Origin of the sequence: Undibacterium pigrum (assembly GCF_003201815.1) — a bacterium.
GTDB classification, from domain to species: domain Bacteria; phylum Pseudomonadota; class Gammaproteobacteria; order Burkholderiales; family Burkholderiaceae_D; genus Undibacterium; species Undibacterium pigrum.
Genome location: NZ_QJKB01000011.1, coordinates 45,322 through 61,871, shown reverse-complemented (window position 1 = coordinate 61,871; position 16,550 = coordinate 45,322). Strand labels below are relative to the sequence as shown.

14 protein-coding genes are annotated in these 16,550 nt (G+C 51.6%); 8 read left to right on the top strand and 6 right to left on the bottom strand.

Annotation, left to right across the window (positions count from 1 at the left end):
• The first annotated feature begins 78 nt into the window (after nucleotides 1-78).
• Together DFR42_RS23740 and DFR42_RS23735 are read left to right on the top strand one after the other, a co-directional pair.
• Entirely contained in the window at nucleotides 79-1,113 is a 1,035-nt protein-coding gene (locus DFR42_RS23740; protein WP_245937063.1) for a M14 family zinc carboxypeptidase, read from the top strand.
• Entirely contained in the window at nucleotides 1,110-1,850 is a 741-nt protein-coding gene (locus DFR42_RS23735; protein ID WP_110257542.1) for an alpha/beta fold hydrolase, read from the top strand. The genes DFR42_RS23740 and DFR42_RS23735 overlap by 4 nt, the downstream gene beginning before the upstream one ends.
• Before the next feature lie 3 nt (nucleotides 1,851-1,853).
• On the opposite strand, the gene DFR42_RS23730 is transcribed toward DFR42_RS23735, so the two are convergent.
• Complete coding sequence (locus tag DFR42_RS23730; protein ID WP_110257541.1) at nucleotides 1,854-2,768, bottom strand: LysR family transcriptional regulator; 915 nt, start codon at nucleotides 2,766-2,768, stop codon at nucleotides 1,854-1,856.
• A 128-nt stretch (nucleotides 2,769-2,896) separates the two neighbouring features.
• On the opposite strand from DFR42_RS23730, the gene gstA reads away from it, so the two are divergent.
• The 5 genes from gstA to DFR42_RS23705 all read left to right on the top strand — a co-directional run bounded on the left by gstA (nucleotide 2,897) and on the right by DFR42_RS23705 (nucleotide 7,237).
• Nucleotides 2,897-3,502: a glutathione transferase GstA gene (gene gstA / locus DFR42_RS23725; RefSeq protein WP_110257540.1), complete on the top strand. Its 606-nt coding sequence runs from the start codon at nucleotides 2,897-2,899 to the stop codon at nucleotides 3,500-3,502.
• An 85-nt stretch (nucleotides 3,503-3,587) separates the two neighbouring features.
• Complete coding sequence (locus DFR42_RS23720) at nucleotides 3,588-3,965, top strand: nuclear transport factor 2 family protein (protein ID WP_110257539.1); 378 nt, start codon at nucleotides 3,588-3,590, stop codon at nucleotides 3,963-3,965.
• Between the two features lie 761 nt (nucleotides 3,966-4,726).
• Nucleotides 4,727-5,704: an L-histidine N(alpha)-methyltransferase gene (egtD, locus tag DFR42_RS23715; protein WP_110257538.1), complete on the top strand. Its 978-nt coding sequence runs from the start codon at nucleotides 4,727-4,729 to the stop codon at nucleotides 5,702-5,704.
• Nucleotides 5,688-6,938, top strand: a complete 1,251-nt coding sequence (gene egtB / locus DFR42_RS23710) for an ergothioneine biosynthesis protein EgtB (RefSeq protein WP_211324403.1) — start codon at nucleotides 5,688-5,690, stop codon at nucleotides 6,936-6,938. The genes egtD and egtB overlap by 17 nt, the downstream gene beginning before the upstream one ends.
• 8 nt (nucleotides 6,939-6,946) lie before the next feature.
• Nucleotides 6,947-7,237 (top strand): DUF427 domain-containing protein, encoded by a 291-nt coding sequence (locus tag DFR42_RS23705; RefSeq protein WP_110257536.1) that lies wholly within the window; start codon nucleotides 6,947-6,949, stop codon nucleotides 7,235-7,237.
• 33 nt (nucleotides 7,238-7,270) lie between these two features.
• Here the strand turns inward: DFR42_RS23705 and DFR42_RS23700 are convergent, their stop codons facing one another.
• Together DFR42_RS23700 and DFR42_RS23695 are read right to left on the bottom strand one after the other, a co-directional pair.
• A complete protein-coding gene (locus DFR42_RS23700; protein ID WP_245937062.1) occupies nucleotides 7,271-7,780 on the bottom strand; it encodes a DUF1269 domain-containing protein in 510 nt (169 codons plus the stop codon).
• Between the two features lie 152 nt (nucleotides 7,781-7,932).
• On the bottom strand, nucleotides 7,933-8,847 hold the full coding sequence (locus DFR42_RS23695) for a hydroxymethylglutaryl-CoA lyase (protein WP_110257535.1): 915 nt from the start codon (nucleotides 8,845-8,847) through the stop codon (nucleotides 7,933-7,935).
• A 306-nt stretch (nucleotides 8,848-9,153) separates the two neighbouring features.
• Between DFR42_RS23695 and DFR42_RS23690 the strand changes: the two genes are divergently transcribed.
• Nucleotides 9,154-11,454 (top strand): outer membrane protein assembly factor BamB family protein, encoded by a 2,301-nt coding sequence (locus tag DFR42_RS23690; RefSeq protein ID WP_110257534.1) that lies wholly within the window; start codon nucleotides 9,154-9,156, stop codon nucleotides 11,452-11,454.
• A 259-nt stretch (nucleotides 11,455-11,713) separates the two neighbouring features.
• Here the strand turns inward: DFR42_RS23690 and DFR42_RS23685 are convergent, their stop codons facing one another.
• Genes DFR42_RS23685 through DFR42_RS23675 form a run of 3 tightly spaced genes read right to left on the bottom strand, consistent with a single transcriptional unit; the run spans nucleotide 11,714 to nucleotide 16,534 of the window.
• Nucleotides 11,714-12,145, bottom strand: coding sequence for a chemotaxis protein CheW (locus tag DFR42_RS23685; protein WP_110257533.1), 432 nt, complete (start codon nucleotides 12,143-12,145; stop codon nucleotides 11,714-11,716).
• On the bottom strand, nucleotides 12,138-12,626 hold the full coding sequence (locus tag DFR42_RS23680; RefSeq protein WP_146218953.1) for a hypothetical protein: 489 nt from the start codon (nucleotides 12,624-12,626) through the stop codon (nucleotides 12,138-12,140). Before DFR42_RS23680 ends, DFR42_RS23685 begins: the two co-directional genes overlap by 8 nt.
• 2 nt (nucleotides 12,627-12,628) lie before the next feature.
• Nucleotides 12,629-16,534 (bottom strand): hybrid sensor histidine kinase/response regulator, encoded by a 3,906-nt coding sequence (locus DFR42_RS23675; protein ID WP_110257531.1) that lies wholly within the window; start codon nucleotides 16,532-16,534, stop codon nucleotides 12,629-12,631.
• Nucleotides 16,535-16,550: the final 16 nt, after the last annotated feature.

Genomic DNA, 16,550 nt, shown 5'->3' with positions numbered 1-16,550 from the left:
TCTGTTGGTCATAATTGGGCAATTCACGCCAAAGGCTGCGTGCTTCTTGCATTCTGCCTATAGCTCCTCTAGCATGGCATGGTTAACTTTTACGCACGCGCCATGTCTGCCCTGCCTGAACTGAATGAACTCGAACGCATCATTGCCCTTGGCCGCGGACAGCTGGAGGTGGATGTCTTGTGCGAAGTCAGCACCAAAAACAGACAATTCCCGGTGTATAAACTGGCGCTCGGCAATCCCGATACCAGCCTGCCAGCGATAGGTTTTTTTGGTGGCATACATGGGCTGGAACGCATAGGCACACAAGTCTTGCTGACTTTCATGCGCGGCCTGCTGACACGACTATCCTGGGACAAGAGCCTGCAACACATGCTGCAGGATGTGCGGCTGGTCTTCATGCCCTTGATTAATCCGGGTGGCATGTGGCAGGCAACGCGCTGCAATCCCAGCGGTGTTGACCTGATGCGCAATGCACCCGTGGAAGCCAATGATAAAGTACCTTTTCTGCTTGGTGGTCATCGTTATAGCCCGCGCCTGCCCTGGTATCGCGGCCCGGCTGGTGTAGAGATGGAAGCAGAAAATCTGGCCTTGTGCCGCACTGTACAACAGGAATTATTGTCACGTCCCTTCAGCATGGCGATAGATTGCCATTCCGGTTTTGGCTTGCGTGACCGCGTCTGGTTTCCGCATGCGCATAGTGTGCACCCCATCGATCATCTGGCCGACATACTTGCGCTGGAAGAATTGTTCCAGCAAACCCATCCCAATCATTCTTATCTGTTTGAGCCGCAAAGCCTGCAATACCGCACCCATGGTGATGTCTGGGATTATCTGTATTTGCAGGCTCAGCAGGACAGCAGCAAAACCTTTTTACCGTTGACACTGGAAATGGGTTCGTGGCTATGGGTCAAGAAAAACCCACGCCAGTTATTCTCACGTCATGGCATGTTCAACCCGGTGGCAGAACACCGACTGCACCGTGTCTTGCGCAGGCATAATTCCTGGCTGGACTTTCTGATGCGGGCAACTTGTGGCCATGCGCAATGGCTGGCACAAGGCCCTACCCGTCTGCGTTTGCAGGAACGTGCCGTAGCCCGCTGGTACCGGCCATGACGACCTGGGTATTATTGCGCGGCCTCATGCGCGAGAGTCGGCACTGGGGAGATTTTCCTGCACGCTTCCAGCAGGCAACCGGGGCTGACCGTGTGCTGTGCCTGGATTTTCCCGGCAACGGGCAATTGCATGCTGAGCATAGCCTGACTACAGTAGCGGCGATGGCAGAGCATTGCCACCGGCAATTGCAGGCGCATGGGGTAGCAGAATCTGTGCAGGTGCTGGCGGTATCACTAGGAGCGATGGTGGCACTGGCCTGGGCCAATCAATACCCCGATGATATGCAGCGCATGGTGCTGATCAATACCAGTGTGGCACCACATAATCCATTTTTTCACAGGCTAAGGCCGGTAAATTATCCCGCCCTGGTTACCACCATGCTATTTGGCTCAGGCATGCAGCGCGAGCGACTCATCCTGCGCATCACCAGCAATTTGCAAACTACAGAGCAAGCCAAGGAAATCATCACGCGCTGGACTGCGTATGCGCAGGAAAGCCCTATCAGCCTTGGCAATATCCTGCGGCAACTGCTGGCCGCCATGCGCTTTCGTGCACCGCCTTATTCAGGCAAAGTGCCGCTGCTTTTGCTGGCGGGTGAGCATGACAAACTGGTCAATGCAGACTGTTCACGCAAACTGGCACAGCTATGGCATTGCCCGTTACAACTGCATCCCACGGCAGGTCATGATTTGCCGCTGGATGATGCAGGCTGGATCATCCAGCAAGTGCTGAAATAAAAGCTATACCTGCGCCAGTTCCGCAATCAGAAAATCGATCAATACCCTGACCCGCAAAGCCAGGTGACGGTCACGCGGATACAGTAAGGAAAATGGCCGCGTGCGCCCTTTGAATTCCTGCAATACCTCGACCATACGACCAGAGCGCAGATCTTCCTCCACCATGAAGCGCGAAGCCTGCAGCAGGCCCGCACCGTGCCTGGCAAGGGTGATAATGCCCAGCAAATCTTCTGAACAGGTCAGGCCACCTTTGGTCGGCCAGTCTATATCTTCACCATCACGCCTGAATATCCAGACGATGTTTTGCCCGGCACTGGGTAAGACAAATTGCAGGCATTCATGCCTGTCCAGGTCTTCGAGTTTTGTTGGCACGCCAAAGCGTTGCAGGTATTCTGGCGCGGCGCAGACCACGATCTCAGTGTCTTCGAGGCGACGCGCGATCATGCCGGAATCTGGCGGGTTGCGGCCACGTATGACCAGGTCAAAACCGTCTGCGGTCAGATCAACATTGCGGTTACTGAGTTGCAAATCCAGTTTGACCAGTGGATACATCTGACGGAATTTTGCCAGCAAGGGCAATACCCGGTAATGTCCATAAGGTGTAGGCATGCTGATACGTACCAGACCCGCCGGTTGCATTTGCTGGCCAGACACCTCACGCTCAGCTTCGACAAGCTGGTTCAGTGCCTGACGGCATTGTACAAAATAGGCACGCCCGGCTTCTGTCAGACGCAATTGTCGCGTGGTACGCACAAACAGGCGCACGCCTATGCGCTCTTCCAGTCTGGCTATCGAGCGGCTGACAGCGGCTGGCGTCAGCCCCGCTGCATTTGCCGCGTCCTTGAAGCTTTCCAGCTCAGCGGCCATGCAAAACAATTCTATGCTACCCAGCAATACATCCGGAAATTGTCGATTCACATTACACCATGTAATTTATAAAGTAACTTTTACCTAGTTTATCAACTTTCTCGTTTGGCATAGTATGCCGTCACGCCCTGCTCATCATGGCAGTGCCGCCAGTCAACCTTTAACGAAAGCCCAAAATCATGAAACTCTATTTCTCCCCTGGTGCCTGCTCTTTGTCTCCACACATCATCCTGCGTGAAGCCGGGCTCAACTTCAACCTGCAAAAAGTCGATACCTATGTTCACAAAACTGCCGATGGCCTGGACTTCTACAGCATCAATCCCAAAGGTCAGGTCCCCACTGTAGAACTTGATAATGGCGAGATACTGACCGAGGGTTCCATCATTGCCCAGTACATCGCCGAAAGCGCTGAAAACCGCGATTTACTGCCAGCATCAGGCTTGCCACGTTACCGTGTGCTCGAATGGCAAAACTACATCAGTTCAGAATTGCACAAATCCTTCGCCCCGCTGTTTGATGCTGACATGCCCGCGGAAGGCAAGACGCGTGTCGCAGAACTCTTGCGCAAAAAATTCGCCTGGGTCAACAGCCGCCTCGAAGGCCGCACTTACCTGACCGGTGATACCTTCACCGTCGCCGACGCTTATCTGTTCACCGTCAGCGGCTGGAGCAAACACGTGAACCTGGATATCAGCGATTTTGCCCACCTGCAAAACTTCCTCGCCAGCGTCAAGGCCAGGCCGCATGTACAGGCCGCGCTGAAAGCAGAAGGATTGGCCGCCTGATACCATCCCCAACAAGAAATCATAAAACGGCAGACGATACGGTAGCTCACAGCCAGCTACCGTATTCACGTTTAGAAAGGCAGAAATGGACACCGCTTACCCCGACATCATCGCCATGCTGAACCAGTATTTCGATGGTATACACCATAGTGACACCAGCATACTGGCCAGGGTATTCCACCCCGAAGCCCACTATTACTGCGCCACCGAAGGTCATTTACTGCACCTCGATATGCAGCAATACTTCCCCGTCGTCGACAAACGCCCCTCCCCCGCCAGCAAAAACGAGAAGCGCCGCGACCGCATCGTCTCCCTGGAAATCGCCGGCCCGGTAACCGCCTTCGCCCGTGTCGAATGCGCGATTGCGAATAAGTTCTTTACTGATTTTTTAACACTGGTGAAACTGGATGGCAGGTGGCAGATTGTGAGCAAGGTGTTTCATTTTGAGTTGATGGATACCTGAACAAAATCAATTGGTTTTCAAAAATATGGACTCAGGTCGTATTGACGTTGCTTTTGCTTTTGATCTTGGTGTTGTTTTTGACTTTAGCAGTTCCCATGTGTCGACGCCGTTTGTGCGGTACAGAAAATGGAAAAAGAAGGACCGCTGTTTGAGCCGCAGGCGAGTTTCGGGCCTTCCCATTTTTTGTACTGCACAAACGGGCACCCCCTTCAGGGGGCGACGACGCCTGGGTCGCCTTTTTGGCCCACCTTTTTTGGCGAGACAAAAAGGTGGGTAGCCGCCGGTCTACCACCGGCCTGCAATCGCAAATAACTTGTGAAGGTATTTGGGAAACAAAGACTTGCACAATACGAATCTGATATTAGAAGCTGCAAAAGTATGCAACGAACGCCGCTGGATTCCAGCCAAAAACACGCTGGAGCGCCAGCCCGGTGGAATGACGTTAAATCAGATTTCAGTAATGGACGTTAGTGCCAGGTAAAAATCGGTCTGGAGCGTCAGTCCGGTGAACTGGGTGGACTGTTGGCAATAGTTCGAAGAGATAACGTTACCGAGATTACCGCAGTTTGTAGGAAAACCACCCGAGCAAATCCCGCTCCAAGATTTTTTAAAAAATACGTTGTACACTGTGCCACACCAGAGTCCACCAGACTCACAGGCAAGCTCCGCATAAAGGCGGGCTGAAGGAAAGGCCGTATTAAGTATCAAGCACAGACCAGAACCACAATGGCCTGCCGATTGAATTTCTTAGCCCTAAAACCATGCCCGAATCCAATAGCCTGGCTAACACGGCCAACAGTGTCACCAACACACGCAGCACGCCACCACACATCATCCGCGAGCTGGAAAACGGCCTGCTCGCCGATGCAGCCTATACCTCGCCAAAATATTTTTATGATGCGGTAGGCTCGGTCCTGTTTGAAGCCATTTGCGTACTTCCAGAATATTATCCCACCCGCACAGAATCAGAAATTTTCACCCGGCATATGGCCGACATGGCACAAAGCATAGGTGCAGGTGGCAGCCTGATAGACCTGGGTGCTGGTAATTGCGCCAAGGCAGCGCGGCTGTTTCCGGTACTGCATCCTGACCAGTATGTGCCCATCGATATTTCTGTCAGTCATCTACAGGATGCGGTGCGTCGCTTGCAACAGCGTTTCCCACATATAGAGATGACGGCGCTGGGGCTGGACCTGGCACAAGACTGGAAGCTGCCTGCAGAAGTAAGACGCGACCAGCGTCTGTTCTTTTACCCAGGCTCATCGATAGGCAATTTTGAACCGGAAGAAGCGTTGGCATTCCTGTGTCATTTACGCGCAGCCTGTGACCGTACCGGCGGCATACTGATAGGCGTAGACCTGATCAAGGACAAGGCCTTGCTGGATGCGGCCTATGATGACAGTCTCGGGGTCACCGCGGCTTTCAACCTGAATCTGTTACGTCACATCAATCATTTATTGCACGCTGACTTTGATGTCAGGCAATGGCAACACGAGGCTTTTTTCAATACAGAAAAATCCCGCATAGAAATGCATTTGCGCGCCAGGGAAGATATCCAGGTCAGCTGGCCCGGCGGGCAAAGAAATTTTATCAAGGGTGAACACATACACACAGAAAACAGCTATAAATACAGCATACAGGGTTTTAATGCCTTATTGGCCGATGCTGGTTTTTCCCATAGCTGTCACTGGACGGACAAAAATGAATGGTTCGCCGTTATTCATGCCAAAGCTGTCTGATCCTCAGACAGAGCAGGAGCAAACCTTGCAAGCAACAGGCATAGTTGAACGCTGGCAAGCAATCCGGCTGCGCTCAGTTGCTATTGCTGCGCCGCTATCTGCTGAAGATTGCATGGCACAGTCCATGCCGGATGCCAGCCCCATCAAATGGCATCTGGCGCATACGACATGGTTTTTCGAGACCTTTATCCTTGAACAGTTTGAAACCGGCTTCCAGGCTTTTCATACTGACTTCAGGGTACTCTTCAATTCCTATTACAACGGTGTCGGTGACAAGCACCCGCGCCCGCAGCGTGGCTTGCTGACGAGGCCATCACTGGACACCGTGCTGGCCTACCGTCGCAATGTCGATGAACGCATATTGCAATGCCAGGACCAGCTCAATGATGCCCGCTTTGTCTCTCTGCTGGAACTGGGCATGCAGCATGAACAGCAGCATCAGGAATTGATGCTGACGGACATTAAACATCTGCTGTCGTGCAACCCCATATTTCCTGCGCTGTATCCCGTCAGCGAGATGCGCAAACCACTGCCGGTTTCGCAAAACCTGAGTTGGCAAAACTATGATGCCTGCCTGTGTGAAATCGGACATCAAGGCCAGGGCTTTTCCTTTGATAATGAAGGGCCGCGCCACCGGCAGTTCCTCGAAGCTTTTCAGTTGGCAACCCGTCTGATCAGCAATGCAGAATATCTGGAATTCATAGAAGATGGCGGCTATCAAAACCCAGCCCTGTGGCTGGCTGAGGGCTGGGACTGGATACAGCAGCAAGACCTGCGTCATCCACTGTACTGGCGCTATGATTTCCAGCAAGGCTGGCAGGAATTTGGCCTGTATGGCCTGCTGCCTCTGAATCCACAGCAGGCGCTTGGACATATCTCTTATTTCGAGGCCAGCGCCTTTGCCAGCTGGGCAGGGGCACGCCTGCCTACTGAAGCAGAATGGGAGTATGCGGCGCAACAACATGAGATAGAAGGCCAGCTCAGCCAGTTATTTGATCATGGCTGGCAATGGACCAGCAGCAGTTACAGCCCCTACCCCGGCTTTGTCGCCGCAGCAGGTGCAGTCGGTGAATACAATGGCAAATTCATGGTCAACCAGTATGTCTTGCGCGGTTCTTCTGCCTTTACCCCGACAGGCCATAGCCGCATCACATACCGCAATTTTTTCCCGGCAACAGCGCGCTGGCAACTGACGGGCCTGCGTCTGGCACGTTCACTGGCACAAGAAGATTAGGAGCATATATGCCCACAGCCCACTGGAAAGGTGCCCTGCTGGCCCAGGCCACAGCAACTGAAATTGAAACCCTTGAGGGCAATATTTATTTCCCCATCAACCGGGTCAACCAGGAATACCTGCGCGAAAGCGAAAAACATACCCTCTGCCCATGGAAGGGCACGGCCAGTTATTACGACATCGTCGTCAATGGTGAAACCAACGCCGATGCCGCCTGGACTTATCCAAGCCCTAAGGAGGCAGCAAAACAGATAGCCGGTTTTATTGCTTTCTGGCGGGGTGTGGAAGTTTTACCCTGAAGAGTACAATAAAGCTGATTCAGCAATCATGCCTCAAGGAAACGCCGGTATGTGCGGCTCCACCCCGCCATAACGAAAACCTGGATGCCTGCTGGCCATCATTTCTTCAGTCTGTTTGACTTTGCCAAGCGGCACATCAACAATGAGTAAAACTTGCCCGGCTTCAATTTCTTTTTCAAAAGCTTTCAGGCGCGAATTGGGAATGGCAGCAGCGGCCATACCTGATACCCAGGAGCCAAATACCGCTCCACCAAATGCAGCAACCAGCAAGGCGATGGTGCGCATTTCCAGACCTTCAGGCGGGAAAATGAGCAGCAAGCTACCTGCCAATAAACCGGTGGCCGCACCCACCACCATACCCAGCTCCATGCCATGGATGAGATCGGTTTTCTGGAAAAAATTGGCTTCCGGCATATCATTGGGCAAACTGTCTTTTGCCAGGAAATGGATATACCTCTCCTCTATGCGTGCCAGCAATAACTCATCGAGCATGGCTCTGGCCGCAGGAATAGTGGGAAGCATGAAATAAAGACGACGGCGCATGATGGCCTCCTGTAAAAAATCTCAGGAGGCCGCGTTAAAATTGTAGATGCGAGGCAAGAACAGGATGCAAAGCCTCCTGCTTAGTTATAGCAAAAATGGGCGAAAGGTCAAAGCCTGTCGCCCATTTCTTTTACCTGACCAAATTCCAATGATCAAGCCAGACGTTTTGCCGCCAGTGCATTGCCCGCACGACTGACTGCCTTGCGGCCCAGATGCGCAGAAATGAATTGTCCTGCATCCACTACGGCATTCAAATCTATACCAGTCTGTATGCCCAGGCCCTGCATGAGGAAGAGTACGTCTTCCGTCGATACATTGCCGGTTGCACCTTTGGCATACGGGCAGCCACCAAGACCGGCAACGGATGAATGGAAGATGGAAATACCGACTTCCAGGCTGGCATAAATATTCGCCAGGGCCTGACCATAGGTATCATGGAAGTGACCTGACAAAGCCGTAATAGGAAAATCCTGCGCCACGCGCTGCATGACATTTTGCACTTGTCTGGCAGTGCCCACGCCTATGGTGTCAGCAATGTCGATTTCATCGCAAGCAAGGTCACGCAAACGCTGTACTACATCAGAAACGCTATCAACCGCAACTTCACCCTGGTAAGGGCAACCAAAAGCGCAGGAGATGCTGCCACGCAAACGTATCTTGTTTTGTTTTGCAGCTTCAGCCACTTCACGGAAGCGTTCTATTGATTCAGCAATCGAGCAATTGATATTTTTTTGTGCAAAGGCTTCCGAGGCTGAACTGAAAATCACCACTTCATCAGCACCGGCAGCCAGCGCGGCTTCAAAGCCCTTCATATTGGGCGTTAATACAGAATAAATGACACCAGGCTTGCGCGTAATGCCTGCCATGACTTCAGCTGAGGTTGCCATTTGCGGCACCCACTTGGGCGAGACAAAGGAGGCTGCCTCAATATTGACAAAGCCGGCTGCGGTCAGGCGATTCACCAACTCTATCTTGACTTCTGCAGGGATGCTTTCTTTTTCATTTTGCAAGCCATCACGCGGACCGACTTCAACAATTTTGACTTGCTTGGGCAATGTTGCATTCATTTTATTTTTCCTTAGGGCAACAGTAAAGGTAGGGTATGACAGCATTTTACTCTCAACATAAAAAAGCCTGAACCTCCCCCGTATTTCTACCTGCATTCTTGCTTGTTCAAGCGTTTTTGGACAATTCCTTGAGACCGGATTTGTGCTGCATTTACTTGACCAGTCATTATTTATCATGGATCATCGCGTGCTTATATTCCAGGCACCAAAATCCTGAATATTTACCTCAAATCATTCAGCTTTGTCATTCGCTTGTGATGTTCTTAGTGAACAATGACATTTCAAAATTTTAAAAATAGCTATTCAATGAAATTACTTAAACAAGTTTCTTGCACATTGTTTTGTGCAATCTTGCTATCGGCATGTGGCGGCGGAGGTGGCAGCAGTGCACCTGGCAACGTCAGCAGCAACGGTACATCAAATACTGTAAGCAATAATAATCCTGCCGGGGACTGGCTCACTTTTAATCCCGCACAAGTCGATATCACTGTCTATGAAGGCGAGAGTTTGCCCGTGAATGTCGTAGGTACGGCAACGAAGACATTTGCTAAAAACTTCAATATCGCGATCGTTGACAACGTGGGTGTGATAACACCTTACACCAGTGTCTCTGCCATTACGCAAATGCAATACAGAGTCACGCTCAATAGTAATCCGGCACTAAAACCCGGTGTATATAGCTCGAATATTCAGGTACGTCTTTGTGAAGATGATCCTAAAGTCTGCAACACGCCATTTCCAGGCTCACCCTGGACCCTGCCCTATAAAATCACTGTTAAATCAAAGACAGAGGCGACTCAGCGTGTCAGCGTAACGCCAGCAAACATTGATTTAACAGCCAATGAAGGCGACAGCCTGCCTGTCAGGATCAGCGCCAAACCTGGCCAGGACCTGCCTGCATCGTTCAATATCGCTATTATCGATAAGGACAAGCTGACTTATTCCTCATCCAGCATGGGCTTCCAGTACAAGCCCAATCAGGAATATAGCGCTGACTTTTTGGTCAAACCTAACCTGTTGCCTGGGACTTACACTGGCCAGTTTGAGGTCAGGCTCTGCGTCGACGACCCAAATTATTGCAGCCAGCCTCTGGCCGGTTCACCCTGGATAGTTCCTTATAAATTCACCCTCAAATCAAAAGCAGCCGGGATTAGCTTAAACATAAATAGCACGCCTTCTGTACTTGATTTTACTTATTACGAAGGTGAAACCAGGCAGTTCAGCATTTCTGCTGAGTCTCCGGCAGACATAGGCAAACCTGTTAATCTTGGCATTTACGACTCAGCACGTAATTCAACATTAAAAAGTACCAATAAAGTATCAAATACCAAAACCATAGCGACTTTGGAAACAAGTCCGGCTTTGAAGGCAGGCGTTTATACCAGCACACTGGAAGTACGTACCTGTGCCGATGATCCTGTCGATTGCAAATGGCCATTCAACGGATCACCACGTCAAATCCCGTTAAAAATTACGGTACGCCCGAACACTAATTTAACCCCTTTGAAATCCTTGCCTCAAGTTAGCAGCTGGAGCACATTCGGGGGTAATGCGGCACACAGTAATTATGTACCGGCGAGTTTCTACCCCAGCAATTTCTTAAGACGCTGGAACTGGACACCTGCTGGTGGCGGTTACCTGTCTGATATCAGTATAGAAAATGGTGTGGTTTTCATCAACAAGACTAGTGCCAATTACCCAAGCGGTGCCTATGAACTGACCGCGCTGAACGAAAACAGTGGCCAAGTTCAGTGGAAAACGTCGATGGGAACACTTTCTAAAGCTAACCCACCCGCAGCTGGGTCAGGCAAAGTATTCGTGACTTCAACAGGACATGCCGATACGTTTTTCTGGGTATTTGATCAAAACAACGGTAATTTGCTTAACAAGATTGCCATGACTTCACAATGGGAAACCTACCTTGCTCCTACCGTGTATGGCAATGAGGTCTTTACCGAGAGTGGATATTATGGCGGCATGAGTAAATACAGTATCAGCGATCAAAAAATATCATGGGGAATTGGTCTGCCTCAATACGATACCTGGTCGCCTGCGGTTGACGCCAGTTTCGCCTACACCTATCTGGCCGGTAGTTTGCACGCGGTCAGCAAGGCCGATGGCAAGGTCGCTTACACAATCAAGAATCCAAATTTTTCCTGGTCAGGCTATGGTGGATTGACGCCTGTTCTGTCAGAAAAAAATATGGCCTTTGTGGCTGGCAATGGATTGCAGGCTTTTGATCTTGGCAAGCAAACCCTCGCCTGGAGTATCACCGGAAGTATCTATGGTGCCCCTGCCTATGCCAAGGATGTCGTCTATGTCCTCAATGCCAATGGTACGGTGCTTGAGGCACGCTCAGCACAAAATGGTAGCCTGGTATGGATGGCGAGTGCGCTGTCCTCAGATAATGTGTCACGCACCTATAAAAACATGGTGGTGACGGATAATCTGGTGTTTATCAGCTCCAGCAATAACACGCTCGCTATTGACATCAAAACCCGCCAAGTCGTTTGGGAACATCCTTTCGGTGGTTCACTCGCAATCTCCGATCGCGGTGTTTTGTATATCAAAGGTGATAATCGCATTGAAGCGATTAATCTTCAATGAAGTATTAAAGGTAATCCCTGACTAGACGGCAATCCCCTGGTCAGGGAACTCCAGCTTGTTACGATACGGCTAGCGTCGCATCACAAGCTGATATCTGCAGAAAATTAGAGCACTCCGGTTACGCTTGCGCTGGCCGGAGCTTAGCTGACCCAAGCCTTCTCTCATGTGAGACTTTTGCTCACACACAGCAAAACCAGCACACATCTTCCAAGTAAACTTGCTCAACAAGACAGAGCGATATGGTTGAACGCTTTATAGCTCAATGCACAGCAGCAAACACACGACTCAAATCCAGCACAGGTATGCTTTGTCCCTGTTGTTCGAAACAGGAAATCGCCATGTCTTCCCAACCTGCTTCATCCAGGCTGCTGGCTTGATTATCATCAACCTGCACACGCACAGGTGGTGCGGCCAGATGGATGGCACCCAGTCCTGCGGTATTGCTGGCTGCATCATGGAAGGCCACCAAAGCAAGAATATTGCCAGTGCAAGCCCTGCCCCCGAGGCGCACCGGTAATTGCATGACGGGTACAGCACGTTTTTGCCAGAAAATGATTTCCCGCATATGCGCAGGTGCCAGCGGCACTTCAAAGCTGTCTTGCGCATCCATGATTTGTATCAGTTCACGCTGGCCTATGGCGACTTGCCTGCCATCACCTACATCGAGTAACCAGGCATTTGCGCTAGGCATGTTGTATCTCCTGGTGAGCAGATGTCAGTTGTGCAAACCCAGCATATTGCAATAAATACCTGGTATCACTGATGCAGGCCAGACCGTTTTCAAATGGCATGACTGCCTGTATGGGGGTATTGGCGGTACGCATGGCGACGGGCAAGGCATAGTCAGCGCCGGACTGCTGATTGAGTACCCTGACATCATCACACAGCAAGCCAAGAAAGCCCTCGCCGGTCGCCAGCATGACGCAGGCGCGGCGTGCTGACGGTATGCTGCCCAGCGTCTGCAATTCGCCATTCAAACTCAGCACTGGCCAGCATTGACCCAGATAAGCGATGCGACCAACTGCTGGCGCGACTGCATCCTGGCTTTGTATATCTGCTACTGACTCTACTGCGCAAATATCTCCCTGCGGCAGCATGAGTTGCATATCATCGATGCGCAACAGCAGGCGGTTGCGCACTTCGGTTCTCATCCCCGGCATCATCGCTCCCATGATCAGGCTCCTGTCAGACGGTTGATATGCTGCAGCAAGGCATCTTCGCTAAAGGGTTTGACGAGGTAGGCATCCACCCCGGCAGCATCGCCCTGCTGTCTGTGTTTTTGGGTAGAGCGTGAAGTAATCATGATGATGGGAATGCGCTTGTCGAGCTTGCGGGCGCGCACATGACTGGTCAGTTCCAGGCCATTCATGCGCGGCATTTCCATGTCCACCAAAATCACATCAGGCACCACTTCATCGAGAATGGCAACTGCATCCAGGCCATCAATTGCAGTGCGTACTTCATAACCGGCATCGCGCATGATTTGTGCAGTGGCGCGGCGGGCTGACAATGAATCATCAACCACCAGCGCGGTGCGCACATGTGCGGCCTGCAAGCCTGTCTGCGCTGGCAAGCCAGCATGGGCATTGTCCACATTGATATACTGCTGGGTAGATGCACGCAATAATTCCGGTAAATCAATCACCGGTGCGACACTGCCATCACCCAGAATAACCGCACCTATGGTGCCCTGAATTCTTGGTACGTAGCGGCCAAATTTCTTGACCACGACTTCGCGGCCATCGACCAGTTCCTGCACTTGTATTGCACAGGTCGCGCCAGTATCGGTGCTGACCAGCAAGACCGGGTAGCCATAGCTGCGCGCTTCCTTGCGATGGTCTTGCATGCCCAGCAAGCTATCCAGCTTCAGCAATTTATGGACGGCATCGCCTACGCGATAGACAGGCTGGTCAGCCAGCATGTCGATTTGTGTATCGGTGATGTAATGGATGTCGATAATGCGGCGGCTGGAGATTGCCATCATATGGCCGGCGACACGCGCCATCAGCGTATGCTCGGACAAGAGGCTGGCTGGCAGGCGTAATTCCACCACCAGTCCCTGACCAGCGACTGAGCGCAAATTCAGCGAACCTTTCATTTCCAGTATGCGTGCATGCACCATGTCCATGCCTATGCCACGGCCAGAAGTCTGGGTGCTGCTATCGCGGGTAGAAAAACCTGGCACCAGGATCAGCCTGGCCAGTTCTTCTTCAGACAAGATACGCTCAGCACTGATCATCTTGCGTTTCAAGGCGGTACGGCGTATCGCCGCATAATCGAGGCCAGCACCGTCGTCCTTGCAACGCACGACGATGGAATTACCTTCACGGGCAAAGCTCAGTTCTATATGACCATCTGCAGGTTTATTGGCACCCAGCCTGCTGCTTACTGCCTCTATACCGTGGTCAACTGCATTGCGCAGGATATGCATTAATGGATCGGTCAGATCATTGAGCATATTGCTATCGATATTAGTATTTGCGCCGAGTATGTTGAGGTTGACCTGCTTATCCAGCAGGCGGCAAGTCTGGCGTACACTGCGTTGCAGGCGTGAGACTATGGTCGTCACTGGCACCAGACGCGTGCGTATGACGGCATGCTGGTTTTCCATTTGCAGGCGGCGCTGTACTTCCAGCAACTCGGCCAGGCCATGCAATTGCTCGTCAATATGGTTGGACATTTCAAAGGCATCAGTGCGTGCCTCCACCAATTGCGCCGTGATGGTGTGCAGTTCGCTATAGCGTTCAAATTCCAGCGGATCAAAGTCATCATTGGCAGAGCTGACACTGGCTTTTTTCTGCGGGCTGCTCATGCCACGCACGTCGACCAGGGTTTCCAGGTCGGCGATGAGTTTCTGGAACAGCACGTCGTGCTTTTGTATGGCTTTTGATTGTTTTTGCGTCTGCTTCAATTGCTCCTGGATTTGCGCATTCGAGATAACATTTTCACCTGCAAGGCGCAGCAGTTCATCCACCACTTTCGCTGGTACACGCAACATGGGTTCTGCAGCGTGCGAACCAGGCTCTACCAGATCAAGTACCACACCGGCTGGCTGTGCTGAGCTTGCTGCAATTGACAGCGCTGAATGAGCTGGAGGAACAGGCTCATTGTGCACGACAAATTCGCCACTATTCATATACCTGACATAGTCGCAGACTTGCTGCAAGACTTGTTGCGACTGCGCCGGGGCAGTGCCGCCATCGACCACAGCTTCGCTCATGGCTTCGAGGCAATCACCTGCTTCAGTCAACAATTCTGCCAAAGCCTGATCGGGCAGGCTTTGCTTGTTACTAAGAGCAATCAGCAAGTCTTCCAGATGATGGGTGAGGTTGGCAATACCGGCGATACCCACAGTATTGGCAGCACCTTTGAGGGTGTGGGCTGCACGCTTGGCCTGTTCCACATCCTGCATATTGCCAGCACCGCTGGAAAATTTTTCTATGGCGCTGGTAAAGCTGCCTACCTGTATAGGCAATTCCTGCAAGAGGCCATCGAATAATTCGGTATTCAAATCGTCGGGCAATTGTATGGAGACATCATCTTCTGTGATTGCAATTACCGCTTCATCTTCATCATGATGTTCCTCTATCAGAGACACATTGATGAGGTCAGCAAACAGAGATTCATTGCCATCCATTTGGGTAATTTGTGGCCAGGCCGGGTCCATCAGCAAGGCCAGCAACTCCAGCGCTGGCACCTCTTCTGCAGGATTGCTCAAATAGCTTACCAGCTTGACAGGCAAATCACTGAGCAGGTTGACTAGTTGCTCATCCAGACCTGCGGTTTGTGCTGCAACCAGATCAGCGAGCACGGACAAGAATTTGTGTAGTGCCGTCAGCCCTATGGATTCTGAAGTGTCTGCGATGCGCAACAAGGCTTCGACATAGTTTTGCAGTGCGAGATGACGCTGATCAGTATCATCACCAGCAGCGACAACAGCAGCCAGATCGGCACCCAGCATATCAGCCATCAAACCAAATTCCTTGGCGAACAAGGCCAGCATGTCTTTGCTGATTTCTTGCATGACAGGGCCATTCAAAACCTCTTCATTTTGCTCCGTTTCGGTATATGTTGCGCCAGTGTCTTCGCTTGTTTCAGTGCTTGTTTCAGTAATTTGTTTAACTGCCTCCGATATTTCAACTTCTGCTGTCAGCTCTTCCTCTGCCGTATTCCACACGGGGTCATAAGCAGCATCCAGCAAACCTGCTACCAATTCAGGGTTTTCGGCATCGGCGATGCTGTCCATCAGCATCAGGGGGAAACCTTGCAATATACCCAGCTCTGCTTCACTCAGTGCGCGGGGCGCTGTTGATCTATGCACGATGGCATCAGCAAAGGCCAGGCAGGCATCGGCCATTGCGTGCATGGATAATTGCGCCGCACTGGCAGAAAATGCCTGCAACTGCGCAGCATAGGATTGCAGGGTCACGGCATCTGTTTCACCGCCCAGGCCAAAGTGTTCATCGGCAGCCAGGGTCATGACCAGAGCATCGAGCGCATCATGCAAATCGAACGATTGCTCTGGATTGCTGACAGCTTCTGGTTCCACTGTCTCTGCCGGTGCAGCAGCTTCTGCAAAGGCAGGTGTTGCAGCAGGTACTAAAAACAGGGCGGGAGCATCTTCGACTTCATCTACCGGTGTCAGCGGGTCACTATTCAATAACTGCCGCAATTCACCAGTATCGACATGACTCAAAGGGAGGGGCCAACTGGCTGTGGATAAATGCTCGATCAGGGTTTCTATATTTTTATCGCCATGATTAAGAGCGTGGCTGGCCAGTAGATCAGGCCACTCACTGAGCAGATAATATTCTGCTTCAGTGAGTTTGCGGTTCTGGTTATACAGGCTGATCAGGTTACGTTCTATCAGCGCACAGACCCAGTGCAGGCCTGGCATGTCGGCAGCGCTGGCTGCCGCGCGTATGCGGCGCAATTGCTCTATATAGCAGGCCAGTGCACGGGTAACTACGCTGACATCAGCCGAATGCGTCGCGTCAGTTTCCAGGGCATTGAATACCTCATCGAGGGCACCGAGGACGACATGACTGAAATCTGTAGCATGGTTTTCTAGCTGTTCCATACTGCCTCAGATGGGT

Coding starts and splice junctions, on each gene's coding strand:
- DFR42_RS23740 (WP_245937063.1), top strand. CDS start 79: ATGGTTAACTTTTACGCACGCGCCATGTCTGCCCTGCCTGAACTGAAT.
- DFR42_RS23735 (WP_110257542.1), top strand. CDS start 1,110: ATGACGACCTGGGTATTATTGCGCGGCCTCATGCGCGAGAGTCGGCAC.
- gstA (WP_110257540.1), top strand. CDS start 2,897: ATGAAACTCTATTTCTCCCCTGGTGCCTGCTCTTTGTCTCCACACATC.
- DFR42_RS23720 (WP_110257539.1), top strand. CDS start 3,588: ATGGACACCGCTTACCCCGACATCATCGCCATGCTGAACCAGTATTTC.
- egtD (WP_110257538.1), top strand. CDS start 4,727: ATGCCCGAATCCAATAGCCTGGCTAACACGGCCAACAGTGTCACCAAC.
- egtB (WP_211324403.1), top strand. CDS start 5,688: ATGCCAAAGCTGTCTGATCCTCAGACAGAGCAGGAGCAAACCTTGCAA.
- DFR42_RS23705 (WP_110257536.1), top strand. CDS start 6,947: ATGCCCACAGCCCACTGGAAAGGTGCCCTGCTGGCCCAGGCCACAGCA.
- DFR42_RS23700 (WP_245937062.1), bottom strand. CDS start 7,780: ATGCGCCGTCGTCTTTATTTCATGCTTCCCACTATTCCTGCGGCCAGA.
- DFR42_RS23695 (WP_110257535.1), bottom strand. CDS start 8,847: ATGAATGCAACATTGCCCAAGCAAGTCAAAATTGTTGAAGTCGGTCCG.
- DFR42_RS23690 (WP_110257534.1), top strand. CDS start 9,154: ATGAAATTACTTAAACAAGTTTCTTGCACATTGTTTTGTGCAATCTTG.
- DFR42_RS23685 (WP_110257533.1), bottom strand. CDS start 12,145: ATGCCTAGCGCAAATGCCTGGTTACTCGATGTAGGTGATGGCAGGCAA.
- DFR42_RS23680 (WP_146218953.1), bottom strand. CDS start 12,626: ATGGGAGCGATGATGCCGGGGATGAGAACCGAAGTGCGCAACCGCCTG.
- DFR42_RS23675 (WP_110257531.1), bottom strand. CDS start 16,534: ATGGAACAGCTAGAAAACCATGCTACAGATTTCAGTCATGTCGTCCTC.